Origin of the sequence: Aliihoeflea sp. 40Bstr573 (assembly GCF_024105655.1) — a bacterium.
Classification (GTDB): domain Bacteria; phylum Pseudomonadota; class Alphaproteobacteria; order Rhizobiales; family Rhizobiaceae; genus Aliihoeflea.
The window spans coordinates 291238-315136 of record NZ_JAAAMH010000001.1 but is presented as its reverse complement, the minus strand read 5'-3'; the positions used below and the strand labels follow the sequence as shown (position 1 = coordinate 315136).

The window sequence follows — 23899 nt, the reverse complement described above, 5'->3', positions numbered from 1 at the left end:
GAACTCATCTTGCGCATTCTGCTCACCAATGACGATGGCATCCACGCCGAAGGATTGCAGGTTCTGGAGCGGATCGCGCGGGAACTCTCCGACGATGTGTGGGTGGTGGCGCCGGAAACCGACCAGTCGGGCTTCGCGCACTCGCTCTCGCTGTCCGAACCGCTGCGGATGCGCAAGATATCGGATCGGCACTTCGCCGTTCGCGGCACGCCGACCGACTGCGTCATCATGGGCGTGCGCGAAATCCTGCCCGAGCCGCCGGATCTCATCCTGTCGGGCGTCAATTCCGGCTCCAACGTCGCCGACGACGTGACCTATTCAGGAACCGTCGCGGGCGCGATGGAAGGCACGCTTCTCGGCATCGCGTCGGTTGCGCTGAGCCAGGGCTACAACGTGACGGAGGAAGGTCGCACGCTGCACTGGGAGACGGCCGAGACGCATGCGCCGTCCATCCTGCGCCGGATGCTCGACGCCTCGATCCCGGCTGGTATCTTCCTCAACATCAACTTTCCGAATTGCCCGCCCGGCGAGGTCAAGGGTTCGCGCGTCACCAGCCAGGGCAAGCGCGTCCACGGCCTCTGGCTCGACAAGCGCAAGGATGGGCGCGGCTTTCCCTATTACTGGCTGCGATTCGGCCGCGAGCCGTCCGAAATTCGCGAGGGCACCGATCTTGCGGCGCTGCGCGATAACTACATCTCGATCACCCCGCTGCATCTCGACCTGACGGCAAACGAGATCAAGGACCAGCTCGCAAAGGCGCTGCAGTAATGACGGACACGGTCGAGCGGGAAGGGTTTGCTGCATTTCTCCTGCGCGCCCGCGCGCTCGGCCTGACAGGGCGCGAGTTGATTGCGGCGATCGAGGCAACGCCACGCCAGGGCTTCGTGCCCAGCCAGTGGCAGGCCGATGCCTGGTCGCGCCGGCCGGTCCCCATCGAATGCGGCGAAGTCATCGAAGGCATCGACCTACAGGCTCAGTGCCTCGCGGCGCTCAGTGTCCAGGCAGGACATCGGGTTTGCGAAATCGGGACCGGATCGGGCTATACGGCCGCCGTTCTCGGCCGGGTCGCGGGCCGCGTGCTGTCGCTCGAGCGTTACAGAACGCTCTGCGAACAGGCGCAGGCGCGGATCGAATCTCTCGGTCTCCAGAACGTCGTGGTGCGCCATGTGGACGGGCTTTCCGGCGTCGGCGCGGAAGGACCTTTCGACCGCATCATCGCCTGGTGCGCTTTCGATACGCTGCCGCGCCATTTCGTCGACCAGTTGTCGAGCAACGGGATCATGATCGCGGCGATCGGCCCGGCGGAGGACGAGCAGGCACTCGCGCGCCTGACCAAGGTCGGCAGCCGCTTCGAGCGCGAGGACATCGGACGCGTGCGCTTCCAGCCGATCGTCAAAGGTGTGGCGGCGGTGATCTAAATTCCGCTGAAATGCCATGAATTTGCCGCTGAATTTAACCGGGCAGTAAGATTAACGCGCTTTAATCCAGATCAGTTGGTATCGGGTAATTGCGGGTTCTGCCATGTGCTTCGGCCTTTCTCATCAGACGCGACAGATTCTCCTGCGCAGCGCCGCAATCGCGCTGGTTGGCGGCCTGGCTGCCGGTTGCAGCTCGAACGTTCAGCGCTTCCAGGATTCACTCTTCACCGGCTCGTCGAGCAGCACGGCCGCCGTGGCGCCCGTCTCGCAGCCCTATCCGGGGGACCAGCAGGTCGCCGGCGTCGACCAGACCTATACCGGGTCGGTTTCGCGTAACGGCCAGCGCGGCGCGCCGGTCCCGGCCGCGACGGTTGGCGGCGGGCAGCCTGTCTATCAAGCGCAGGCTCAGCAGTCGGTTTACCAGCAGCCGCAGCCCGTCTATGCGAGCCAGGGGGTTGCCGCGTCTCCCGTCGGACGTGCGACACTCGCGCCGCCGTCGGGCAGCCAGATGGCCGCCGCTCCGCAGGTGAAACAGCCGGCGCCGACGCTGCCTGCCTCCAATGCGCTTCCAGCTCCAGCGCAGCCTGCGCCACAGCAGCCCGACCAGACGCAGGTCGCCGTCCTGCCGCAGACGCCGAAGGTGGGTGACGCCGGACAGGCTGAGCAGCCGCAAGCCGCGCCTGCTCCCGGGGCATCAGGCGGGGCCAGCTACACCGTGGCCTCCGGTGACACGCTTTCGGCCATCTCGCGCCGCACGGGCGTTTCGGCAGACGCCATCAAGCGGGCCAATAATCTCGACAGCGGCCTGATTCGTATCGGCCAGACCCTGACCATTCCGGGTGCCTCGGCTCAGTCGACGACGCAGGTCGCCAGCGCCGCGCCCAAGCCCGATCCGGTTGTCACCAATGGTACGGTTGCGCCCCAAAAACCGGCCGAGACCTCACAGCCGCAGGCCGCAGCCTATGCGCCATCTTCCTCGGCGCAGCAGTCGGTCGAGGCGGCGGTCAAGGACGGCGCGGCCGTTGCGCCCGACTCGACTGGCGTCGGCAAGATGCGCTGGCCCGTGCGCGGCCGCGTGATCTCGAATTTCGGCTCCGCCCAGAGCGGTGACGGCATCGACATCTCCGTTCCCCAGGGCACGCCCGTCATGGCCGCCGAGAACGGCGTCGTGATCTATGCAGGCGACGGCCTCAAGGAGTTCGGGAACACCGTGCTGGTCCGCCACGACAACGGCCTTGTCACCGTCTACGGCCATGCGAGCGACCTGAAGGTGGCGCGTGGCGAGAAAGTGACGCGCGGCCAGCAGATCGCAACGTCGGGCATGAGCGGCAATGCCGACGCTCCGAAGCTTCGCTTCGAGGTTCGCAAGGACTCCGCGCCGGTCAACCCGGCAAGCTATCTCGAATAGGCAGGCAATGATTTTGCCACATTTGTGCGGTGCGAGGCGTTTGCGCCTTGCCGCACAGTGTGGTCGGCGATCGACGCTGCCTGTTTAGTTCTCCAGTCCAGGATTGCGTCTGCCCGTCCCGCTTGCGGGGCGGGCAATTTGCGCTTGCGTCAGAGCCTGCGGCCGAGCTGGCCGGCGAGATCCTGAATGAACTGCCAGGCAACGCGGCCAGAGCGCGCGCCGCGGGTCGTCGACCACTCCAGCGCAGAATGGTGCAGTTCGTCGCTAGGCACGTCGAGCGCGAAGTGCGCCGCATAGCCATCGATCATTTCCAGATATTCGTCCTGCGAGCATTTGTGAAAACCGAGCCACAGGCCGAAACGGTCGGATAGCGATACCTTCTCCTCGACGGCCTCGGCCGGATTGATCGCGGTGGAGCGCTCGTTGTCGATCATGTCGCGCGGCAGGAGATGGCGGCGGTTCGACGTCGCGTAGAAGACGACATTGTCCGGCCGGCCCTCCACGCCGCCTTCGAGCGCCGCCTTCAACGACTTGTAGGACGTGTCGTCATGATCGAAGGAGAGGTCGTCGCAAAAGAGAATGAAGCGGAACGGCGTATCCTTCAGGAGACCGAGAAGGCGGGGGAGGGTATCGATGTCCTCGCGGTGGATTTCGATCAGCTTGAGACCGGGGTGCTCAAGGACCGCTTCGGCATGCGCGGCCTTGACGAGTGAGGATTTGCCCATGCCCCGCGCGCCCCACAGGAGCACATTGTTGGCGGCGTGGCCCGCAGCGAATCGGTGCGTGTTCTCGACGAGGATGTCGCGCACGCGGTCGACACCCTTGATGAGCTGGATGTCGATGCGGCTGACCTTGACGACCGAATCGAGCGTGAGCCTCTCTGCATTCCAGACGAAACATTCGGCGCTGTCGAGATCGGGCGCCGCTGGTTGGCGCGGTCCCATTCGTTCGAGCGCGTCGGCAAGCCGATCAAGGCGCATCATCAATTCGGCGACGTCGGGGCGTTCCAAGTTCCAGTTCCTCCGGCTTTTTATCCGCTGCGGCTCTATCACGCAGCCGCTCGGGCGCAAAGCGGTGTAACCGGCGGCAACAAGAGTTGCATTGATGGGCTTAGCGACTATATTCGCGCCGATTTGACGGGACCGCCGCATGCGGTCCCTTTGCGTATTCTCACCAGGAGCAAGCAATGTTCGTGACCCCCGCATATGCGCAGGCAGCAGGCGGCGCCCCCGACATTTTCGTCAGTATTTTGCCCTTCCTCTTGATCTTCGTGATCATGTATTTTCTGATCATCCGCCCGCAGCGGACGCAGATGAAGAAGCGCACGGAAATGCTGGCCGCCATTCGGCGTGGCGATACCGTCGTCACCGGCGGCGGCCTGATCGGCAAGGTTACCAAGGTGATCGACGACAACGAGCTGGAGATCGACCTGGGCAACGGCGTCAAGGTCACGTCGCTTCGCGCGATGATCGCCGATGTCCGCGTCAAGGGCGAGCCGGTCGCCAATCAGAACGCCAAGAAGTAGTCGCATTTGGGGCCCACGACCCGGTTGAGGCCGCATGCAGCGACCTTCATACCGCATGCGTTGACCCAATAGACAAGCCGACTGTGTGACACGGGGCGAGACTGCCCCGGCACAAACCGCCCGTAAGAGGCCCAATGCTTTACTTTTCCCGCTGGAAGACGATCTCGATCTGGCTCGTGGTTCTGTTCGGCGTCATCTTCGCCCTGCCGAACCTCTTTTCCCAGTCCACGCTGGCAGGGTTGCCGGACTGGCTGCCGAAGCGGCAGATGACGCTTGGGCTCGATCTGCAGGGCGGCTCGCACATGCTGTTGCAGATTGACAGGCAGGACCTGGCGGAGGATCGGCTGGCGACGGTGCGGGACGACGTGCGCACCACGCTGCGCGACGCGGGCATTGGTTATACGGGTCTGACGGAAAGCGGCAGCGCGGTTCAGGTGCGCGTGCGCGACGAAAGCCAGATCGAGGCGGCGCGTACCGCCTTGCAGGCACTCGCCGAGCCGGTCTCATCCGGCCTGTTCGGAACCGGGCTCGTCACCGAAGTCAATCTGGCCGAGACCGAACCGGGCCTCTTCCGACTGTCGCTCAGCGAGGACGGGCTTGCATATCGTCTAAACTCGGCGTTGAACCAATCGATCGAAGTCGTCGGGCGACGCGTCAACGAACTCGGCACGACAGAGCCGATCATCCAGCGCCAGGGCGAGGACCGTATCCTCGTGCAGGTTCCTGGTCTGCAGGACCCCGAACGGCTGAAGGAAATCCTCGGCCAGACGGCGCAGCTCACCTTCCAGATGGTCGATGTCACAAACGACGTCCAGGACGCCATCGACGGCCGCCCGCCGGCGGGGACACACATTCTCTACTCGTCCGACGAGCCGCGCGTTCCCTATCTCATCGAGAACCGCGTCATTGTATCGGGCGAGAACCTCGTCGACGCGCAGGCGACGTTCGATCAGCGCACCAACGAACCGGTGGTTTCGTTCCGCTTCGACAATCAGGGCGCCACGCGGTTCGGCCAGGCGACGCAGCAAAATGTCGGCCGTCCCTTTGCGATCATCCTCGACGACGAGGTGATCTCGGCCCCGCGCATCAACGAGCCGATCCTCGGCGGCTCCGGCCAGATTTCGGGCAGCTTTACCGTCCAGGGCGCGAACGACCTCGCGGTTCTGTTGCGCGCCGGCGCGCTCCCTGCCGATTTAACGATCATCGAGGAACGCACCGTCGGTCCGAGCCTTGGCCAGGATTCGATCGAGGCGGGCCAGTTCGCCTCCATTCTTGCGGCGATCCTGGTCGTCGGTTTCATGGTCATCGCCTACGGCAAGCTGGGCATCATCGCCAACATCGCGCTGATCGCCAATATCGCGATGATCATCGCGATCCTGTCGATGCTTGGCGCAACGCTGACGTTGCCCGGCATCGCCGGCATCGTGTTGACGATGGGCATGGCGGTCGATTCGAACGTCATCATCTTCGAACGCGTGCGCGAGGAGCGGCGCCAGGGGCGGTCGCTGGTACAGTCGCTCGATGCGGGCTTCCAGCGCGCTCTTGCGACGGTCGTCGATGCCAATCTGACGACGTTCATCGCTGCTGCCATTCTGTTTTTCCTCGGCTCCGGCCCGGTCCGAGGCTTCGCCGTGACGCTTGCGATCGGCATCATCACGACGGTCTTCACCGCCTACACGCTGACGCGTTGGCTGATCTCTTGGTGGCTGCGCCGCCAGCGCCCCACCGAGATGCCGGCGGGCGCGGTCAGTTACATCCCGTATGACACGAAGATTCCGTTCATGAGGTACCGGAACTGGGGCTTCGTGGTCTCCGTGCTGCTCACGCTGGCGTCGATCGGGATGTTCTTCACGATCAACATGAACTACGGCATCGACTTCCGCGGAGGGTCCAGTATCGAGGTCCAGTCCCGCGAAGGTCCCGCCGACGCGGGCGACGTCCGCAACCGATTGACGGACCTCAACCTCGGCGAGGTGCAGGTCCAGGAATTCGGCAGCCCCGACGAACTTCTGATCCGCATCGGAACGCAGGACGCCGAAAGCGATACGGCCGAGCAACAGGCCGTGCAACAAGTGCGCAGCGTGCTGGAAGCAGACTACGAGTTCCGCCGCGTCGAGATTGTCGGCCCGACCATCTCGAGCGAGCTTGCGCTCAATGGCACGATCGCGGTCGTCGTCGCGATGTTCGCCATGCTCGTCTACATCTGGCTTCGATTCGAGTGGCAATTTGCCCTCGGCGCGATCATCTCGACCCTACATGACGTGATCATGCTGATCGGCTTCTACGTGCTGCTGGGGATCGAGTTCAATCTGACGAGTATTGCCGCCGTGCTGACGGTGGTGGGCTACTCGATCAACGACACGGTCGTCATCTACGACCGGGTGCGCGAGAATCTTCGACGATACAAGAAAATGCCGATCGAAGGCGTTCTCGACATGTCGCTGAACCAGACCCTCTCGCGGACCATTCTCACGGGCGTCACCACATTGCTCGCGCTCTTCGCGCTCTATCTGTTCGGCGGCGAGGTCATCGCTTCCTTCACCATCGCCATGATCATCGGCATCCTCGTCGGCACGTATTCCTCAGTCTTCGTGGCCGGCCCATTGCTCATCTTGTTCAACCTTCGCCCGGCGAAGGAAGAACAGGACGAGGCCACCGGCGCGACGCCGGCGCAGTCGAGCAAGGCTTGACCCGTCATGTCGCAGGGGCTGATCATTCGGGATGCCCATTTTCCCGGCCGCGCGCCAATCGACGCCTACGGCAATGGCGGGTTCCGCTTTGCCGACATGTCCCATCGCGGTTCGATCCTGTGCTTGCCATCGGGCATCCATGGCTGGGCGCCGGCCGACCCGGCCGCGCTGACCATCGACGATTTCGCGCCGCTGCTCAATGAAAGCGACGCGATAGAAATCCTTCTCGTGGGCATGGGACCACATCTGCGGCCCTTACCGGCAGAACTGCGCAAGCGGCTGCGTGAAGCACGGATTTCGGCGGACCCGATGTCGACCGGCGCGGCCGTTCGCACGTTCAACGTGCTGCTTGCCGAGGAGCGCGCCGTCGCCGCTGCCCTGATCGCGGTCGACTAATGGACGACGCGGCCTTCGTCCGTGACTTCGTTCGCCAGAACGATCCGGACCGGTACTTTGCATGCCTCTTTGCGCCCGCCGCAAGGCGCACTGCGCTGCTGGCTCTCGCCGCATTCGACACCGAGATCGCCTCGCTACGCCGCAAGGTTCGCGAGCCCATGGCAGGTGAAATCCGCATCCGCTGGTGGCAGGACCGTATCGAGACTGCGGGGGACGTTGCGTCCGGCAATCCGCTGGCCGATACACTGGCGACGGTCATCCAGTCCTACGGCCTGCCGGTCGGTGCTTTCGCGACCTATCTGGAGGCGCGGCTCTTCGATCTCTACGATGATGGCTTTCCAACGCGCGGCGACCTCGAAGCCTATTGCGGCGAGACGAGCGGCATCATGCTGCAGCTTTCCGCGATGATCCTCGACCCTGACGCGGCAAACGGCGCCGCGGATGCGTGCGGCCATGGCGGATGCTTGGGCACTATCGCGCAGGCATTGCGGTGGCGGGACGAGCCAGGGCGGCTGCGGCCATTCATGCCAGGCGACCTTCTGGCCGCACTCGGCCTCGACCGTCCGAATTTTGGGCAAGCTGGATACGAGGAACCCTCGATGGCCGCTGTGGAAGGCTTGCAGGCGATTGCACGCGAGCATCGCAGCGCATTTCTCGGTGCCGTTCAGACGCTTCCCGAAAAGTTGCGCCCGGCTTTCATCGCGCTTGCACCGGCTGCCGCATCGGTGCGCCACGGCGGCCGGTGGCCAGGGCTGCTGCGCCGACAGGTCCAGATGACGACGGTGGCGGCAGCAGGCTGGCCGTCGCGTTGACGCAAACGTCAGTGCTGCCTAAACTTTGACGGCAATCCGGATCGGGAGGAGGTCCAGACATGAGCCTTGCCCTGCTCGCCTCGATCGTCGTTCTCGGCATCGCGGTGGTGGTGTTCGCCGTTCACTTCACCGGCGGCAGCCGGGCAGCCCATTTTGAGACCGTCTTTGATGCGATTGCCGCATATCGCGGCGACCATCCGCAAACCGATGTCCTTGACGGCCGGTTGACGCGCGGACGAGACGCCGCCTTCCTTAGACTGGCAACGCCCGACCGCGTCGGCTTCGTTGCGGTGTTCGGCCAGCATTTCCTGACGCGCGAAATCGGCGCTCCGGACCTCTCAGCCTCGGTGGCGACCGATCATGCCGCCATTATCGTTTCCCTGCGCGATTTCACCTGGAAGGGCGGACGCTACATCTTCGACGACACGGCGGTCGCGAGCGAGGTCGCCAGCTGGTTCCCACCAGCGGCGCTTGGGGCGCCGCGCTATCACATCGGGTCCGTCCGGCATGGATGAGTATCAGTTTCCCTCGGTGACGCAGCTTGCGATTCCGTTCTTCATCCTCGCGATGCTGATCGAGCTTTGGCTTGTGCGGACAGGGCGCGCGAAGGGCGACTTTTCGACCCGCGACACGCTGACGAGCCTGATCATGGGAACGGGCAACGTGGTAGCCGGCATCCTGCTGGGCGTCGTGTCGTTCACCGCGCTTTTGTGGATATGGCAGTTCCGGCTGTTCGATCTCGGCCTTGGCTGGTGGGTTTTCCTTACTGCCTTCCTGCTCGACGACCTGCGCTACTATGTCTACCACCGCATCGCGCACCGGGTGCGCTGGGTGTGGGCGGAGCATGTCAATCACCATTCAAGCCAGCACTACAATCTGTCGACCGCGCTTCGGCAATCGTGGACCGGGCTCTTCACCGGCATGTTCGTCCTGCAGGTGCCGCTGGTGCTGCTCGGATTCCATCCGGCGGTGATCGCCTTCGTCTTCGGCTTCAACCTCGTCTGGCAGTTCTGGATCCACACGGAGACGGTTGGCAAGATGTGGTGGCCGATCGAGCTCGTCTTCAACACGCCCTCGCACCACCGCGTCCACCACGCGACCAATCCGCGCTATCTCGACGCGAACTATGCCGGCACGCTGATCATCTGGGACCGAATGTTCGGTACGTTTGTAGACGAGTTGGCCGAGGACGCGCCGCGTTACGGCATTGTCAGGAACATCGGCACCTACAACCCCGTGAAGGTGGCCTTTCACGAGTGGGTCGGCATGTTGAAGGATTCGGCGCAGCCGGGGCTGACGATCGGCGAGCGGCTGAACTACCTGTTCCAGCCGCCGGGCTGGAGCCATGACGGCTCGCGCGAGACGTCGCAGACGATCAAGGCCGCCTATGTGAAGCGCAATCCCGGGGAAGCTGGAAAACCTGGTCTGCCGCCGGCCGGATAGCTACTCCGCGGCTTCTGCCGCCGCTTCGACGCCGAGCCATTTCCGCGCATCGACGAGCGCGCGCGACGTGATCGCCCTGCGTTTGGCGTTGGTCTTTTCCTTGCCGCGCAGGCGCTTGCCTTCCGACTTGGGCGCCTCGACCGGCGGGAAGAGGCCAAAATTCACGTTCATCGGCTGGAAGGAACGCTTGCCCGGCTCCTCGTCGGTCACGATGTGCCCGCCGGTGATGTGGTTCAACAGTGCGCCGAAGGCCGTCGTGACGGGGGGCAGAAGCAGCGGCCGGCCCAGACGCTCGGCAGCAGCGAAACGGCCGGCGAGAAGGCCGATGGCGGCACTCTCGACATAGCCCTCGCAGCCGGTGATCTGGCCGGCAAAGCGCAGGCCCGGCCGCGACTTCAGTTGAAGCGAACCGTCCAGCAGGGTCGGCGAGTTCAGGTAGGTGTTGCGGTGGAGGCCGCCGAGCCGTGCGAACTCGGCATTTTCGAGCCCGGGGATCATCTTGAAGATGCGCGTCTGCTCGGCATATTTCAGCTTCGTCTGGAAGCCGACCATGTTGTAGAGCGTGCCCAGCGCATTGTCCTGGCGAAGCTGGACGACGGCATAGGCCTTGACGTCAGGCTTGTGCGCATTGGTCAGGCCCATCGGTTTCATCGGGCCATGGCGCAGTGTCTCGACGCCACGCTCGGCCATGACCTCGATGGGCAGGCAGCCGTCGAAATAGGGCGTGCCTTCCCACTCCTTGAACTCGGTCTTGCCCCCGTCGATCAGTGCCTGGACGAAAGCGAGGTACTGGTCCTTGTCCATCGGGCAGTTGATGTAGTCCTTGCCGGTGCCGCCGGGGCCGACCTTGTCGTAGCGCGACTGGAACCACGCGACATCGAGATCGATGGAATCGAAGTGAACGATCGGCGCGATGGCGTCGAAGAAGGCGAGGGCATCGGCGCCAGTTGCCTCGGCTATCGCTGCGGCGAGCGACGGCGCGGTGAGGGGGCCTGTCGCGATGATCGCCTTGTCCCATTCGGCAGGGGGAAGGCCTTCGACCTCCTCGCGCACGATGGTGATCAGCGGATGCGCCTCGAGCTTCGCGGTCACGGCATCGGAAAATCCGTCGCGATCGACCGCGAGCGCGCCGCCGGCCGGCACCTGGTTGGCGTCGCCGCAAGACATGATCAGCGAATTGGCAAGCCGCATTTCGGCGTGGAGCAGCCCGACCGCATTGGTTTCGGCGTCGTCGGACCGGAACGAGTTCGAACAGACGAGTTCGGCAAGTCCCTCCGTCTTGTGCGCGTCGGTGCCGCGAACGGGGCGCATCTCGTGCAGAATGACGGGAACGCCGGCTTCGGCCAGTTGCCAGGAGGCTTCGGAACCGGCAAGACCGCCGCCGATGACATGTACGGGTTGTGTGCTCATGGCGGCGAGATAATCCACAGCGCGCGCCTTTGCAAATCAAAGCTCCGTTGCGATGGCGTACGCGGGTGCTACCAAGACGAATGGCTTGGTCGGCACGATTCGCATCGCTCATCGTCGTGGTCGCAGCGGCAGGCGGCTGCACCTCCGTTTCGTCGAACTACAATGACGACATCGCAGACGTCTCGAACGGACGGCTGACGGTTTGCCACGGCTTCGATTGCCGCAACCAGACGACGTTGACGTTCTCCGCAGACGAGCAACAGCGCCTCGGCGCGCTGTTTGCGAAATCCTTGGACGCTGCAGCCGAGCGCCAGTCCATCGCCGAGGCGGTCCAGATTTTCGAGAACGCGACGACGTCGCGGCTTGGCGTCGCTGACAAGCCGAAATCGGACCTGTCGCAAACGGGTCAGCATGGCCAGATGGACTGCATCGACGAGTCGACGAACACCCGCACCTTCCTGCGCTATCTCCAATCGAGCGGATTGGTGAAGCACCACGAGGTACAGACGAACGTGACGCGTGGCGTCCTCTTCGACGGACGCTACTTCCACGCGACGGCGGTCATTCGTGACAAGGGCGGCCAGCGCTGGGCAGTGGATAGCTGGTACGAACCGGCGGGCGGTGCGCCGGACGTGATGCGTCTGCAAGAATGGCTGGGGCGCGGCACTCTGGGCCGCAGATAAGCGAACGGCGCTCACCGGGGGAGGAACCGGGAGCGCCGTTGATGTCGACCGACGATCGGGAGGAGGATAATCGCCGGTCTTCCACGCTCGAACCCCTGGGAGGAGAAGGGGTGAGCGGAACCGAATGTCGTTTAGACGGCCTTGCGTGCGACGAACGGGATGTCGCCACGGGCGATGCCGAGGTCGTTCAGCTCGCGGGTCGACAGGCGGCTCAGTTCGTTGACGGTGTCGCGGTAACGGCGCCAGTTGCGGTAGTTGCGGATCAGGTTCATCGTCTTGCTCGTTTCAAGTTGGCTGTTGTTCTTGCGGTATGGCGTGCAGATAATCCCGGCAGATGCATATTTGAAGTGCAGTTTCTGCATGCCTGTAATGCAGTTTGTGCATTGCACCATTAACGGCCGTTAGGAGCTGTGTCGAAAGTGAGCCTTCGCCAAAATGCGGGCATGGTGGCCGGGCGTCAATGCCCCGGAGCTGCTGGGGTTTGAGGGGATAGTGCATGTCGCGACGAAGCCGTATTGTGCAGCGCGAAATCGACGACTGGACGCAGCGCGGCCTGATCGATGCGGAGATCGCCGAACGGCTTCGTCAGGATGTCGTCACGCGCGGTGGCGGATTTGCCGTATCGGGCGTGTTGATGGTCATGTCGGCGCTGCTCTTTTCGGCAGCACTCCTGATCTTCATCGCCGCCAACTGGGACGCGATGCCGCGCCTTGCGCGCGTCGGACTGATCGCGACCATCATCCTCGCCGCAAACGGCCTTGGCGCCTGGGCCGTGACGCTCGGCCGGCTTTATCTCGCCGACGCGCTCTGGCTGATCGGCTCGTCTGCATTTGCGGCGGGCATGGCACTCGTCAGCCAGATGTATCGCCTTTCGGGAAGCGAGAGCGGGCTCTATCTCGTCTGGTGGCTTTCTGCGATCGTCTCTGCGCTCGCGCTGCGCTCGCGTACGCTGACGATGGCTTCGATCCTGATTGGCGTCGCATGGCTCGTCGCCGGGATCGCGCACTGGGATGCCATCGAGACGAGCCTGCCGCTCTCGGCGCATCTCTTCCCGCTCATGCTCTTTGCGGGCTGGGTGGTCTCGCTCCACACACGCGTCGCCATGGCCCGCGACCTCGCATTGCTGGCTTTCGGCGTATACGTGATCGTGCTGTTTCTCGCCTGGGGCGTATGGGTTCCCGTCGTCACCATGGCGCTGGCGGCGCTCGGCTTTGCCGCCGCGATGCAGCTTGAATGGCGCGGGGAACGGAGCGGCGCGCCCCATCTCGGCATCGAACTGTCGATGTTGCAGTATTTCGTGCTGGCAGGCGTGCTTTTGCACGTCGAGTTGCATGAAGGCCCCGGTCTTGTCCTCGTCGCGAGCCTTATGTTCGCGGGACTGACGGCGGCGCTGCTTCTCGGCGGCAAGGAAAGTAGCGGCATCCGGCGGCTGGTCTACGTGGCGTTCGCGGGCGAACTGGTCTTCATTTACGTACAGACGGTCGGGACCATGTTGGGCACGTTCGGCTTCCTGACGCTCGCCGCGATAGCGCTTGCAATCTTCGCCAGGCTCGTAACCCGCTTCGAGCGGCGGATGACGCCGCCGGCGCAGCAAGGAGCATCGACATGAGCCGCCCCGCACGCATTTTCGCGATTGCGTTCGCCGCTGCCGCCTTGCAGATCGGCTTCCTCGGCTCGATGATCCTCGGCCGCGCCGCCATCTTGCGGGAGGGAATCGAAATCCGTCTCGCCGTCCAGCCGGTCGATCCGCGAGACCTCCTGCGGGGCGACTATGTCGTCCTCGGCTATCCGATCTCGAGTATCGAACGGTCCTTGATTGCCAAGACAGGCGACCAGGAACTGAAAGGCCGCTGGCTCTATGTGCGTCTGGCGCGCAATGAGGATGGCTCGTTCACGCCCGCTGGAGCCGCGCTCGATGCGCCGCCCTCGGGCGAGCGGCGCGACAACGAGGTCGATCTGCGCGGCATCGTCGCGCGCGAGCCCGGCGCGGGAGGGGCGGTTCAGGTCGCCTATGGCATTGAGCGATACTACTTGCCGGAGGGCGAGGGCAGGGCGATCGAGGAGGCCATGCAACAGGATCGTTTCGAAATCCTGGCGGCCGTCGACGAAGACGGCTCGGCGCAGATCAAGGCGCTTCTTCATGACGGGCGCGCGGTCTACAGCGAACCGTTGTTCTAAGGAGCGTGCTGTTCCTAGAGCGTGGATGGCTTGCGAACGCCGGCTTTATGCCCTCCCGATGCTCACGGACAAGATGTCCACTCCGCTGCGGTTCTCGAACTCCGTCTTTTTCGCCTGGCACATGCCCAAATCTCAACGCACTCCGTGTCGCGGGAGCGACCAGAAAAAAGCCCGTTTTCGGGGCAATTTTCCTTTGATCGATCATGAGCCGGTGATATAGAACCAGCCGATTTCAAGGGCTGATTGCTCGTGATGCGGGTGTGGCGGAATTGGCAGACGCACTTGGTTTAGGTCCAAGCGCTGAAAAGCGTGGGGGTTCAAGTCCCTCCACCCGCACCAATTGCCGCCCCGGGAAATGAAACTGAGCGTCGACCCGGTTCGGCTGGGGTGAGACGCTCAAGTCAGAAGAATTCAGCAGGCTGGGCGGCGCGCCGTCGCGACAGCAGCATGCGATAACAAAGGTTGTGAGATGCAGGTTACCGAAACGCTTAATTCCGGGCTGAAGCGCCAGATCAAGGTGTCCGTGCCGGCCAAGGACATGGAAGCCAAGCTCATGGAGCGGCTGTCCGACGCCAAGGGCAAGGTGCGCCTGAACGGGTTCCGTCCTGGCAAGGTTCCGGTCCAGCACCTGCGCAAGATGTACGGCCGGTCCTTCATGGCCGAAGTCGTCAACGAGATCATCTCGTCCTCGCCGCGCAACATCCTCGCCGAGCGTGGCGAGAAGGCCGCGATGCAGCCCGAGGTCACGATGACCGAGGATGAAAAGGAAGCCGAGAAGATCCTCTCTGGCGGCCAGGATTTCGAGTTTTCGATCGACTACGAAGTCATTCCGGCGATCGAAGCCAAGGATCTTTCGAACATCCAGATCACCCGTCAGGTCTATGACGTACCGGAAGAGGAGATCGAGGAGCAGGTCAAGAAGGTCGCCGAATCCGCGCGCACCTACGAGACCAAGAAGGGCAAGGCCGCCGAAGGCGACCGCGTCACGATCGATTTCGTCGGCAAGATCGACGGCGAGCCCTTCGACGGCGGTGCGGCCGAAGACGCCAACCTCGTGCTCGGCTCCAACCAGTTCATCCCCGGCTTCGAAGACCAGGTCGTGGGCCTGAAGGCCGGCGACGAGAAGACCATCAACGTGACCTTCCCGGCCGACTACGGCGCTCAGCATCTTGCCGGCAAGGATGCGACCTTCGACGTCACCGTCAAGGAAGTCGCACAGCCGGGCGATCTGGAAGTCACCGACGAAGTCGCCCAGCAGCTTGGCCTCGAGTCGGCCGAGAAGCTGCGCGAGATCATCAAGGGTCAGATCGAGACCCAGTTCGGCGCGCTGACCCGCCAGAAGGCCAAGCGCCAGCTTCTCGACGCGCTTGACGAGGAATACAAGTTCGAAGCTCCGTCCAAGCTGGTCGAAGCCGAATTCAACAACATCTGGACGCAGGTCACCCGCGACCTGGAGCAGGCCGGTCGCTCGTTCGAGGACGAAGAGACGACGGAAGACGAGGCGCGCGCCGAATACCAGCGCCTTGCCGAGCGCCGTGTTCGTCTCGGTCTCGTCCTCGCCGAGATCGGCGAGAAGGCCGGCGTGCAGGTCACCGACGACGAACTGCAGCGCGCGCTCTTCGAGCAGATCCGTCGCGTTCCGCAGCACCAGCAGCAGGAAGTCTATGACTTCTACCGCAACAACCCGGCCGCGCTCGCCAATGTCCGCGCTCCGCTCTTCGAGGAAAAGGTCGTCGACCACCTGCTCAACGAAGTGAAGGTGACGGACGTCAAGGTGACCCGCGAGGAACTCCTGGCGGAAGACGGGGACGAAGCGGCCGACGCCAAGACGGCGGAAAAGAAGGCTGGGCCGAAGAAGAAGAAGGCAGACGCCGACGACAATGCGGAGAAGGCCGAGAAGAAGGCGCCCGCAAAGAAGAAGGCGGCAGCCAAGGACAAGGACGCCGAATAAGGCGTTCGTTCGGCTCGAATCTGGAAGGGGTCCGCGAGGGCCCCTTTCGCATTTGCGGCCTTTCCTTTTGCACAATCGGACACGACATTGCCGGCGGAACGATAGGGGGATTCGCGATGCGCCGACTGATCTTGGCTTTGACGATTGCAGCAACGGCCCTTGGCGCCGGACTGGTCCACGCTCAGGATGATCGCAATCGCAGCCTGCTGGACATGTTCGGCTTCGGCACCGAGCGCACCGAGCGCCCGGCCGACGCGCCCGCAGGCGAAGTCGAGGTCCAACGCCGGCTGCCGTTCAGCCAGAGCGAGGTGCAGCTTTCTTATGCTCCGCTGGTGGCAAAGGCCGCGCCGGCCGTGGTCAATGTCTACGCGTCGCAGCAGGTGCAGACCCGCTCGCCTTTCATGGGCGATCCCTTCTTCGAACAGTTCTTCAACAGGCAGATGCCTCCACGGGTCCAGTCGTCGCTTGGCTCGGGCGTGATGGTCGATCCGTCGGGTTATGTGGTCACCAATAACCACGTCATCCGCGACGCCGATGAGGTGCGTGTGGCACTGCCGGACGGACGCGAGTTCACCTCCGAAATTCTGCTCAAGGACGAATCGCTCGACCTCGCGATCCTGAAGATTGAAGCCGACGAGGAATTCCCGTCCATCGCGCTTGGTGATTCCGATGCGCTCCAAGTGGGGGACCTCGTGCTTGCAATCGGCAATCCGTTTGGCGTCGGCCAGACCACGACGAGCGGCATCGTCTCCGCGCTCGCGCGCACCCATATCGGTATTTCCGACTTCGGCTTCTTCATCCAGACCGATGCGGCGATCAATCCGGGCAATTCGGGTGGGGCGCTGGTCAACATGAGCGGCGAGGTGGTCGGCATCAACACGGCAATCTTCAGCCAGTCTGGCGGCTCGATCGGCATCGGTTTCGCGATTCCCTCCAACATGGTCCGCGCCGTCGTGGACGCGGCCAAGGCGGGCTCTGACTATTTCGAACGGCCCTATCTTGGCGCAACTTTCGAGGTAGTGACACCGCAGATCGCCGAGGCGCTTGGCATCGCGCGCCCGCGCGGAGCACTCGTCGCGAGCGTGGCCAGTGAAGGGCCTGCGGCCAGTGCCGGCCTGCGTCCGGGCGATGTCGTCCTGTCGCTCAACGACCGCGCCATCGAGCACCCCGATGCGCTCGGCTATCGCCTCGCGACGCTCGCAATCGGCTCGACTGCCAGGTTCGGCGTGCTTAGCCAGTCGGAAGAACGCGCCGTTGACATCACGCTCCTGCGCGCGCCGAAAGGCGCAGCGGGCAGCGCGGTGACCATCAGCGGAACGAGCCCGTTTGCCGGGGCGACCGTGGAGAGCCTGTCGCCGCGCCTTGCGCAACGGCTGCGCCTGCCGGAAGAGGCACGTGGCGTTGCCATCGTCAATGTCGACCGCGCGTCGCCTGCTGCAGGTCTTGGTCTCAGGCCCGGCGATATCGTGCACGAGGTGAATGGCGACGAGATCGACAGCCCGGAGGCGCTTCAAGCGGCCGCATCGGCGAAGACGCGCTGGTGGCGCTTTACACTCGAGCGCGAGGGGCGTTTGCTGCGCCAGGCGCTGCGTTTTTGACGGACGGACCTCGTGGCCGATCTTTTCTCGACGGATGACAATCAGGACGATCGGCGGCCCGTGGGTCAGCCGCTTGCCGACCGGCTGCGCCCGCAACGGCTCGCAGAGGTCGTCGGCCAGGAGCATCTGACGGGCGAGGGCGGGGCGCTGACGCGCATGCTGCGTTCCGGCACGCTCGGCTCCATGATATTCTGGGGCCCGCCGGGCACAGGCAAGACCACCGTAGCGAGGCTTCTCGCCGGCGAGACGGGGCTGGCGTTCGAGCAGATTTCCGCGATCTTCTCCGGTGTCGCCGACCTGAAGAAGGTGTTCGAGACGGCGCGGCTGCGGCGCAGCCAAGGGCGGCAGACGCTGCTCTTCGTCGACGAGATCCACCGCTTCAATCGCGCGCAGCAGGATTCCTTCTTGCCGGTGATGGAGGATGGAACGGTCATCCTTGTCGGCGCGACGACCGAGAATCCGTCCTTTGAGCTCAACGCCGCTCTTTTGTCGCGTGCGCGCGTGCTGACCTTCCATCCGCTTGATGCCGACAGCATCGAGCGCCTTCTCGCGCGCGCCGAAGAAGCAGAGGCCCTGCCGTTGCCGCTCAACGACGAGGCGAGGGCGGTTCTGCTGCGCATGGCCGATGGTGATGGCCGCGCCGCGCTGACGCTCGCCGAGGTAATCTGGCGTGCGGCGGGAAGCGACGAGATTTTCGATGCGGATGGCATTCAGCGCATCGTCCAGCGTCGGGCGCCTGTCTATGACAAGGGGCAGGATGGCCACTACAATTTGATCTCCGCCCTGCATAAAGCGGTGCGGGGTTCGGACCCAGATGCAGCGCTTTATTATCTCGCGCGCATGCTCGATGCGGGAGAAGACCCGCTCTATCTGGGCCGCCGCCTCGTGCGGATGGCCTCGGAGGATATCGGCCTCGCCGACCCGCAGGCACTGGCGATCACGCTCGCGGCCAAGGACGCCTACGACTATCTCGGCTCGCCGGAAGGCGAACTGGCGCTGGCCGAAGCCTGCGTCTATCTCGCGACCGCGCCCAAATCGAATGGCGTCTATGTCGCCTACAAGGCGGCGATGCGGGCGGCCAAGGAGAACGGCTCGCTGCTGCCGCCCAAGCACATCCTCAACGCGCCGACCAAGCTGATGAAGTCAGAAGGCTATGGGACCGGCTATTTCTACGATCATGACGCGCCCGACGCGTTCTCCGGGCAGGACTATTTCCCAGAGGCGTTGGGACGACAAAAATTCTACGACCCGCCGGATCGGGGTTTCGAGCGCGAGATCCGCAAGCGCCTCGATTACTGGCAAAAGCTGCGCTTGGAGCGTCAGTCGGGCCGCTAGCCTGCTGGATTGCAAATTTCGACGCGTTGAACCTCGCGCCCGCGGGTTTGGGGTGCTATGGGCCCTGTTCATACCGGAAAGAGACTGAAAATGGCAGGCGTCGAGCAGATCGCAGTGGCAAACGACGAGTCGGGCATGCGCCTCGACCGCTGGTTCAAGATTCACTATTCCGGCCTCGGCTTCGGGCCGCTGCAAAAGCTCCTGCGCTCGGGCCAGATCCGCGTCGACGGCGGCCGGGTGAAGTCCGATACGCGGCTGCAGCCTGGCCAGCAGGTGCGCATTCCGCCGATCGCCGCCGATCGCAAGTCAGGACCCGTGACCGCACGCACCATGCGCGGCGAGGAAGACGCCGAAGTGCTGGCGAAGATGACGCTCTACGAGGACAAGAAGGTCATCGTCTTCGACAAGCCGGCCGGCCTTGCCGTCCAGGGTGGATCGGGCATCACGCGCAGCGTGGACTCCATGCTCGAGGCGCTTCGCAGTCAGAAGGGCGAGAAGCCGCGCCTCGTTCACCGGCTCGACCGCGACACCTCTGGCGTGCTCGTCGTCGCGCGCACACGCCTGGCGGCGATGAAGCTTGCCGAGGCCTTCCGCCACCGCGAGACGAAGAAGACCTATTGGGCGCTGGTAAAAGGCGTGCCGCCCAAGCGCGAAGACAAGATTTCCACATGGCTGATCAAGGAATCCACCATTGACGGCGACAGGATGCGGGTCGCCGACCATGGCGAGAAGGGCGCTGACCACGCCGTGTCCTTCTACCGGATTGTCGAGCAGGCCGCGCAGACCATGTCCTGGCTGGAAATGGAGCCTTATACCGGCCGCACGCACCAGCTACGCGTCCATGCCGCCCATCTGGGCTGCCCGATCCTCGGCGATCCGAAATATTTCGAGGCCGACAAGAACTACGATTTTCCGGGCGGCATGCAAAAGCGCCTGCACCTCCACGCGCGCCGGATCATCATTCCGCATCCCGACGGCGGCAAGATCGACGTTACCGCGCAACTGCCGCCGCACATGAAGCAGAGCTGGAACCTGCTCGGCTTCGACGAGAATTCGGCAGACGACTAAAATGGCCGCGATGGGCGCTACGACCATTGAAAGGCGCGATGCGATCGACGCTTTCGCCGTCGTGATGATGTTGATGCTGACCTGTTCCTGGGGTCTGAACCAAGTCGCCATAAAGATCGCGAACACCGGATACAGCCCCATCTACCTGACCATGGCGCGCTCGGCGATCGCCGCCGTTTTGGTCTATGGCTGGTGCGTGTGGCGCGGCATCCGCCTGTTCGAGCGCGACGGTACCCTGTGGCCGGGCATATTGGCAGGCGCGCTCTTTGCCGCCGAGTTCATGCTGATCTTCTTTGGCCTCGACTACACGACGGCGGCGCGCGGCGCGCTCATGATAAACACCATGCCATTCTGGGTGCTGATTGGCGCGCATTTCCTGCTGGGCGAGCGGATCACCGCCACGAAGCTCCTCGGGCTGACGATGGCGTTCTTCGGCGTAGCGCTGGTTTTCCTGGACCAGCTCAGCCTTCCGGACAATGCCGCGCTCATCGGTGACCTGATGTGCCTTGCAGCAGGTATCCTGTGGGGAGCGACGACGCTGGTCATCAAGAAGTCCAAACTGTCGGATGCGAGCGCCGAGAAGACGTTGTTGTACCAACTCGTCGTCTCGGTCGTCGTTGCCGTTCCGCTCCTGCCACTGGGCGGGCCAATCCTGCGCGACGTCTCCGCGCTCGCCACGGGCTCCCTGCTGTTCCAAGCGATATTCGTCGTCGCATTCACCTACATTCTCTGGTTCTGGATGATCCGCACCTATCCGGCGACCGGGTTGGCGAGCTTCGCCTTCCTGACGCCTGCGTTCGGCGTCCTGTGTGGCGGGTTCCTGTTGAACGAGCCGCTGTCTATCAACATATTCGCAGCCCTTGCGCTCATCGCACTCGGGCTTCTGGTGGTGAACCGGCCCGTGCGCCGGCGCATTCCGCCCGGCTGATTTTTCGAGGACCGACCATGCGCGATATCCTGAGCGATCTCGACACCCCCTTTGTTTCTGACGAGAACCCGATGAAGCGGGCGCAAAAGCAGATGCGCACGCCGCTGCCGAAACGCTTCTACAAATCCGCGTCGGTTCGCCAGGACCCTGCCACCGGCGATTTCGCGGTGGAACTCGACGGCAAGCCGGTTCGCACGCCCGGGCGTGCCGTGCTCGCCCTCCCCACCGAGGCAGCGGCACGGCTTGTCGCCGACGAGTTCGACGCACAGACCGAGGAAATCAACCCGTTCGACATGCCGGTGCTGCGGATTGGCAACACCGCCATCGATGGCGTTTCGACGGATACGCAGGCCGTGCTGGAAGACATCCTGCGCTATTCGTCAACCGACCTCGTCTGCTACCGCGCGGAAGGGCCGGAATCACTCGTCGTGCGCCAGAGCGAAGGATGGGACCGAATCCTCGACTGGGCACGCGCGAGCCTCGGTGCGCGCTTCGTGATTGCAGAAGGCGTGATGCACGTCGACCAGCCGCGCGAAGCGATCGGTGCAGTCGGCATTCATCTCAAGATGCGCGAGGAACCGTTTCGACTGTCGGCGCTCCACGTCATGACGTCGCTGACCGGATCAGCACTGATTGCGCTGGCCGTCGATGCCGGCGAACTCACGGCCGAGGAGGGCTGGATGGCAGCCCATATCGACGAGGACTGGAACATTTCCCAGTGGGGTGAGGACGGCGAAGCGGCGAAGATGCGCGCCGCCAAGAAGCGTGACATGCTGGCGGCAGCGACACTCCTCGAAGCGCTGAAGTCATAGCTCCCCTACGGGCGTGGCGTCAGGAACGCCTGAATTGCGCGCGCGATCTCGCTTTCGAGCGGGAAGGAGAGCATGCCCATCACGGAATAGCCGAGCAGCCAGGGCATCACATAGAATCGGAACAGAAAGAAGAACCACGCCACATAGAGCGGGATCAGCGGCTCGAGCAGGAAGCCGGGTGTGATTGGCCGGAACAGCCGGAGGATCGGGTTCGTCGAGCGCACGAAGAAGCGCATGAAGAAAAAATTCGAATCTTCCGAAAGGAAGAAATTCATCGCCGCACGGCCGATGAGCGTCCACATGATGACGCCGAGAACGTAGTCGACGACGATCACCCAAAGCGGGAAACTACCTAGAGACTGTTCCATCAACCGATCGTTCATTGGGACAACAGGGCGGGGGCGGGACAATGTCCCGCCCCCGCGATGTATTCAACCTGGTTTTTAGTGCGGGTCCAGGATCGGCATGCCCGTCGGAATGCGGGTCTCATCGACCATGCGCTGGATTTCCGCATCCGGCTCCGGCGTCATGAGCGTGACGACGACCATCGCGACGAGACTGAAGGCCATGCCGATGATGCCGAAGCGCAGATCGTTCAGGCCCAGGATCGGCGTTCCGCCCGTGTAGACGTACCACAGGTAGACCGAGCCCGAGATGAAGCCCGCTGCCATGCCGGCGATCGCGCCTTGCGTGTTCGCCCGCTTCCACCACACGCCGAGAACGAGCGGGAAGAAGAGCCCCGAGCACGCGAAGCAGAATGCCCACGCAACCGCTCCGAGGATGCCCGTGAGCTGCATCGCAGCCATCAGGGCACCTGCAGCGCCGATGACGACCAGAAGGACGCGCGCGACGATGAGGCGGTGCGCGGTATCGGCCTTCGGGTCAATGACCTTGTAGTAAAGGTCGTGGCTGAGCGCGTTCGCGATGGCGAGCAGGAGGCCATCCGCCGTCGACATCGCAGCCGCCATGCCGCCCGCGGCCACGAGGCCGGAGATGACATAGGGCAGGCCGGCAATTTCCGGCGTCGCCAGAACGACGATATCTTCACGCATGAAGAACTCGTTGAGCTGGAGAATGCCGTCGCCATTGTGGTCGACGATCGCCAGGAAGTTGACGCTGCTCCAGTTCTGGACCCATGCGAGTGCCTGAACTTCCTCGATCGTCTTGCCGATGATCGCCGTGGGCAAGGACGGATCGAGCAGCTGCAGCTTCGTCAGCGTGGCCAGGGCCGGCGCCGTGAAGTAGAGCAGGAAGATGAAGAGCAGCGACCACGCCACCGACTTGCGCGCGGACCGCACGGAGGGGGTGGTGAAATAGCGCATCAGGATGTGCGGCAGCGACGCCGTACCCGCCATCATGCAGATCGCGAGCGTGACGAACTGCCATTCCGCAAGGCCGCCGACGGGTTCGACATGCGGAGTCGTCAGCGCCTTCATGCCGGCAACCCCCTCAGGCGGCGCCGTCAGCCCATATTGGGCTTCGAGCCCGGTAATGGTCTGGACCGCTTCGCCATATGTGAAGTGCGGGATGAGTCCGAAGCCCTGGGCATTGGACATCCAGATGACCGGGATCAGGTATGCGATGATCAGCACGATGTACTGCGCGACCTGCGTCCATGTGACGGCGCGCATGCCGCCGAGCATGGAGCACAGCAGGATGCCGAGAAGGCCGAACCACACGCCAAACGAGAACGGAATGTGCAAAGCGCGCGCGGCGATCGTGCCGGTCGCGGTGATCTGCGCCGTCACATAGGTGAAGGAGGCCGCGACAAGGACGATAACGGCGAGGATCCGTGCGAAATTGCCGCCATAACGTGTGCCGATGTAGTCCGGTACCGTGTAGCAGCCGAACTTGCGCAGGTATGGCGCCATAAGCGAATTGACGAGGATGTAGCCGCCGGTCCAGCCGACCACGAAGGCCAGGTAGCTGTAGCCGCCGAAGTAGATGCCGCCGGCCATCGCCACGAATGACGCGCCGGACATCCAGTCCGCCGCCGTGGCCATGCCGTTATAGACGGCGGGGACCTGACGACCCGCAACGTAATAGGCTTCCACTTCCATCGTACGCGACAGCCAGCCGATCGCCGCGTAAATGAAGATGGTGAAGCCAACAAAGAGAAGGCCGATCGTATCGGCGCCGACGCCCATCTGTTCGAGGACGGCCATCAGCAGAATGAAAACGAAGAACCCGCCTGTGTAGAGGCCGTAAACCCGGCCCAGGTTGTCGAGAAAACTCCCGTTCATT

23 protein-coding genes and 1 tRNA gene are annotated in these 23899 nt (G+C 63.6%); 19 read left to right on the top strand and 5 right to left on the bottom strand.

The features are described 5' to 3' along the window. Nucleotides 1-9 precede the first annotated feature (9 nt). The 3 genes from surE to GTK01_RS01485 all read left to right on the top strand — a co-directional run bounded on the left by surE (nt 10) and on the right by GTK01_RS01485 (nt 2826). On the top strand, nt 10-768 hold the full coding sequence (gene surE, locus GTK01_RS01495; RefSeq protein ID WP_252924076.1) for a 5'/3'-nucleotidase SurE: 759 nt from the start codon (nt 10-12) through the stop codon (nt 766-768). Next, nucleotides 768-1418 carry a protein-L-isoaspartate(D-aspartate) O-methyltransferase gene (locus tag GTK01_RS01490; protein WP_252924074.1) on the top strand — a complete coding sequence of 217 codons (651 nt, stop codon included), beginning with the start codon at nt 768-770 and terminating at the stop codon, nt 1416-1418. The genes surE and GTK01_RS01490 overlap by 1 nt, the downstream gene beginning before the upstream one ends. 103 nt (nt 1419-1521) lie before the next feature. Continuing rightward, nucleotides 1522-2826, top strand: coding sequence for a peptidoglycan DD-metalloendopeptidase family protein (locus GTK01_RS01485; RefSeq protein WP_252924072.1), 1305 nt, complete (start codon nt 1522-1524; stop codon nt 2824-2826). A 149-nt stretch (nt 2827-2975) separates the two neighbouring features. Here the strand turns inward: GTK01_RS01485 and GTK01_RS01480 are convergent, their stop codons facing one another. After that, a complete protein-coding gene (locus tag GTK01_RS01480; RefSeq protein ID WP_252924390.1) occupies nt 2976-3809 on the bottom strand; it encodes an ATP-binding protein in 834 nt (277 codons plus the stop codon). A gap of 203 nt (nt 3810-4012) precedes the next feature. On the opposite strand from GTK01_RS01480, the gene yajC reads away from it, so the two are divergent. The 6 genes from yajC to GTK01_RS01450 all read left to right on the top strand — a co-directional run bounded on the left by yajC (nt 4013) and on the right by GTK01_RS01450 (nt 9692). After that, a complete protein-coding gene (gene yajC / locus GTK01_RS01475; protein WP_252924070.1) occupies nt 4013-4351 on the top strand; it encodes a preprotein translocase subunit YajC in 339 nt (112 codons plus the stop codon). Between the two features lie 134 nt (nt 4352-4485). Beyond that, nucleotides 4486-7041, top strand: coding sequence for a protein translocase subunit SecDF (secDF, locus tag GTK01_RS01470; RefSeq protein WP_252924068.1), 2556 nt, complete (start codon nt 4486-4488; stop codon nt 7039-7041). 6 nt (nt 7042-7047) lie between these two features. Continuing rightward, nucleotides 7048-7437 (top strand): Mth938-like domain-containing protein, encoded by a 390-nt coding sequence (locus GTK01_RS01465; protein WP_252924066.1) that lies wholly within the window; start codon nt 7048-7050, stop codon nt 7435-7437. After that, the gene (locus GTK01_RS01460) at nt 7437-8249 is read left to right on the top strand and encodes a squalene/phytoene synthase family protein (RefSeq protein WP_252924064.1); all 813 of its coding nucleotides are present in this window, start codon (nt 7437-7439) and stop codon (nt 8247-8249) included. The genes GTK01_RS01465 and GTK01_RS01460 overlap by 1 nt, the downstream gene beginning before the upstream one ends. 59 nt (nt 8250-8308) lie before the next feature. After that, on the top strand, nt 8309-8764 hold the full coding sequence (locus GTK01_RS01455) for a hypothetical protein (RefSeq protein WP_252924062.1): 456 nt from the start codon (nt 8309-8311) through the stop codon (nt 8762-8764). Then, nucleotides 8757-9692, top strand: coding sequence for a sterol desaturase family protein (locus tag GTK01_RS01450; protein WP_252924060.1), 936 nt, complete (start codon nt 8757-8759; stop codon nt 9690-9692). The genes GTK01_RS01455 and GTK01_RS01450 overlap by 8 nt, the downstream gene beginning before the upstream one ends. Here GTK01_RS01450 and trmFO read toward each other — a convergent pair whose 3' ends face one another. Further along, nucleotides 9693-11102 carry a methylenetetrahydrofolate--tRNA-(uracil(54)-C(5))-methyltransferase (FADH(2)-oxidizing) TrmFO gene (gene trmFO / locus GTK01_RS01445; protein ID WP_252924057.1) on the bottom strand — a complete coding sequence of 470 codons (1410 nt, stop codon included), beginning with the start codon at nt 11100-11102 and terminating at the stop codon, nt 9693-9695. It abuts the gene before it with no gap. A gap of 80 nt (nt 11103-11182) precedes the next feature. On the opposite strand from trmFO, the gene GTK01_RS01440 reads away from it, so the two are divergent. Next, the gene (locus tag GTK01_RS01440) at nt 11183-11785 is read left to right on the top strand and encodes a hypothetical protein (protein WP_252924055.1); all 603 of its coding nucleotides are present in this window, start codon (nt 11183-11185) and stop codon (nt 11783-11785) included. A gap of 131 nt (nt 11786-11916) precedes the next feature. Here GTK01_RS01440 and GTK01_RS01435 read toward each other — a convergent pair whose 3' ends face one another. Next, entirely contained in the window at nt 11917-12057 is a 141-nt protein-coding gene (locus GTK01_RS01435) for a DUF1127 domain-containing protein (protein ID WP_081718860.1), read from the bottom strand. A 224-nt stretch (nt 12058-12281) separates the two neighbouring features. Here GTK01_RS01435 and GTK01_RS01430 point away from each other — a divergent pair, with 224 nt between their 5' ends. The 9 genes from GTK01_RS01430 (at nt 12282) to GTK01_RS01390 (ending at nt 21655) form a co-directional block, all read left to right on the top strand. Then, nucleotides 12282-13394 carry a DUF2157 domain-containing protein gene (locus GTK01_RS01430; protein WP_252924053.1) on the top strand — a complete coding sequence of 371 codons (1113 nt, stop codon included), beginning with the start codon at nt 12282-12284 and terminating at the stop codon, nt 13392-13394. Further along, nucleotides 13391-13963 carry a GDYXXLXY domain-containing protein gene (locus GTK01_RS01425; RefSeq protein ID WP_252924052.1) on the top strand — a complete coding sequence of 191 codons (573 nt, stop codon included), beginning with the start codon at nt 13391-13393 and terminating at the stop codon, nt 13961-13963. The genes GTK01_RS01430 and GTK01_RS01425 overlap by 4 nt, the downstream gene beginning before the upstream one ends. Nucleotides 13964-14217: 254 nt before the next feature. Then, nucleotides 14218-14302, top strand: a tRNA-Leu gene (locus GTK01_RS01420). 130 nt (nt 14303-14432) lie between these two features. Further along, entirely contained in the window at nt 14433-15914 is a 1482-nt protein-coding gene (gene tig / locus GTK01_RS01415) for a trigger factor (protein WP_252924051.1), read from the top strand. Between the two features lie 116 nt (nt 15915-16030). Then, nucleotides 16031-17512 carry a DegQ family serine endoprotease gene (locus GTK01_RS01410; RefSeq protein ID WP_252924050.1) on the top strand — a complete coding sequence of 494 codons (1482 nt, stop codon included), beginning with the start codon at nt 16031-16033 and terminating at the stop codon, nt 17510-17512. Nucleotides 17513-17524: 12 nt separating this feature from the next. Continuing rightward, complete coding sequence (locus tag GTK01_RS01405; RefSeq protein WP_252924049.1) at nt 17525-18847, top strand: AAA family ATPase; 1323 nt, start codon at nt 17525-17527, stop codon at nt 18845-18847. 90 nt (nt 18848-18937) lie between these two features. Then, complete coding sequence (locus GTK01_RS01400; protein ID WP_252924048.1) at nt 18938-19915, top strand: RluA family pseudouridine synthase; 978 nt, start codon at nt 18938-18940, stop codon at nt 19913-19915. Nucleotide 19916: 1 nt separating this feature from the next. Continuing rightward, on the top strand, nt 19917-20843 hold the full coding sequence (locus GTK01_RS01395; protein WP_252924047.1) for a DMT family transporter: 927 nt from the start codon (nt 19917-19919) through the stop codon (nt 20841-20843). A gap of 17 nt (nt 20844-20860) precedes the next feature. Next, nucleotides 20861-21655, top strand: a complete 795-nt coding sequence (locus GTK01_RS01390) for an ATP12 family chaperone protein (RefSeq protein WP_252924046.1) — start codon at nt 20861-20863, stop codon at nt 21653-21655. Nucleotides 21656-21660: 5 nt separating this feature from the next. Here the strand turns inward: GTK01_RS01390 and GTK01_RS01385 are convergent, their stop codons facing one another. Together GTK01_RS01385 and GTK01_RS01380 are read right to left on the bottom strand one after the other, a co-directional pair. Then, on the bottom strand, nt 21661-22023 hold the full coding sequence (locus GTK01_RS01385; RefSeq protein ID WP_252924044.1) for a YggT family protein: 363 nt from the start codon (nt 22021-22023) through the stop codon (nt 21661-21663). Between the two features lie 75 nt (nt 22024-22098). Beyond that, complete coding sequence (locus tag GTK01_RS01380; protein WP_252924042.1) at nt 22099-23898, bottom strand: sodium:solute symporter family protein; 1800 nt, start codon at nt 23896-23898, stop codon at nt 22099-22101. Nucleotide 23899 lies beyond the last annotated feature (1 nt).

Bases quoted from the DNA above. Each gene is read 5' to 3' on its own strand.
- GTK01_RS01490 (WP_252924074.1), top strand. From the start codon at position 768: ATGACGGACACGGTCGAGCGGGAAGGGTTTGCTGCATTTCTCCTGCGC.
- GTK01_RS01485 (WP_252924072.1), top strand. From the start codon at position 1,522: ATGTGCTTCGGCCTTTCTCATCAGACGCGACAGATTCTCCTGCGCAGC.
- GTK01_RS01480 (WP_252924390.1), bottom strand. From the start codon at position 3,809: ATGATGCGCCTTGATCGGCTTGCCGACGCGCTCGAACGAATGGGACCG.
- yajC (WP_252924070.1), top strand. From the start codon at position 4,013: ATGTTCGTGACCCCCGCATATGCGCAGGCAGCAGGCGGCGCCCCCGAC.
- secDF (WP_252924068.1), top strand. From the start codon at position 4,486: ATGCTTTACTTTTCCCGCTGGAAGACGATCTCGATCTGGCTCGTGGTT.
- GTK01_RS01465 (WP_252924066.1), top strand. From the start codon at position 7,048: ATGTCGCAGGGGCTGATCATTCGGGATGCCCATTTTCCCGGCCGCGCG.
- GTK01_RS01460 (WP_252924064.1), top strand. From the start codon at position 7,437: ATGGACGACGCGGCCTTCGTCCGTGACTTCGTTCGCCAGAACGATCCG.
- GTK01_RS01455 (WP_252924062.1), top strand. From the start codon at position 8,309: ATGAGCCTTGCCCTGCTCGCCTCGATCGTCGTTCTCGGCATCGCGGTG.
- GTK01_RS01450 (WP_252924060.1), top strand. From the start codon at position 8,757: ATGGATGAGTATCAGTTTCCCTCGGTGACGCAGCTTGCGATTCCGTTC.
- trmFO (WP_252924057.1), bottom strand. From the start codon at position 11,102: ATGAGCACACAACCCGTACATGTCATCGGCGGCGGTCTTGCCGGTTCC.
- GTK01_RS01440 (WP_252924055.1), top strand. From the start codon at position 11,183: ATGGCTTGGTCGGCACGATTCGCATCGCTCATCGTCGTGGTCGCAGCG.
- GTK01_RS01435 (WP_081718860.1), bottom strand. From the start codon at position 12,057: ATGAACCTGATCCGCAACTACCGCAACTGGCGCCGTTACCGCGACACC.
- GTK01_RS01430 (WP_252924053.1), top strand. From the start codon at position 12,282: ATGTCGCGACGAAGCCGTATTGTGCAGCGCGAAATCGACGACTGGACG.
- GTK01_RS01425 (WP_252924052.1), top strand. From the start codon at position 13,391: ATGAGCCGCCCCGCACGCATTTTCGCGATTGCGTTCGCCGCTGCCGCC.
- tig (WP_252924051.1), top strand. From the start codon at position 14,433: ATGCAGGTTACCGAAACGCTTAATTCCGGGCTGAAGCGCCAGATCAAG.
- GTK01_RS01410 (WP_252924050.1), top strand. From the start codon at position 16,031: ATGCGCCGACTGATCTTGGCTTTGACGATTGCAGCAACGGCCCTTGGC.
- GTK01_RS01400 (WP_252924048.1), top strand. From the start codon at position 18,938: ATGGCAGGCGTCGAGCAGATCGCAGTGGCAAACGACGAGTCGGGCATG.
- GTK01_RS01395 (WP_252924047.1), top strand. From the start codon at position 19,917: ATGGCCGCGATGGGCGCTACGACCATTGAAAGGCGCGATGCGATCGAC.
- GTK01_RS01390 (WP_252924046.1), top strand. From the start codon at position 20,861: ATGCGCGATATCCTGAGCGATCTCGACACCCCCTTTGTTTCTGACGAG.
- GTK01_RS01385 (WP_252924044.1), bottom strand. From the start codon at position 22,023: ATGGAACAGTCTCTAGGTAGTTTCCCGCTTTGGGTGATCGTCGTCGAC.
- GTK01_RS01380 (WP_252924042.1), bottom strand. From the start codon at position 23,898: ATGAACGGGAGTTTTCTCGACAACCTGGGCCGGGTTTACGGCCTCTAC.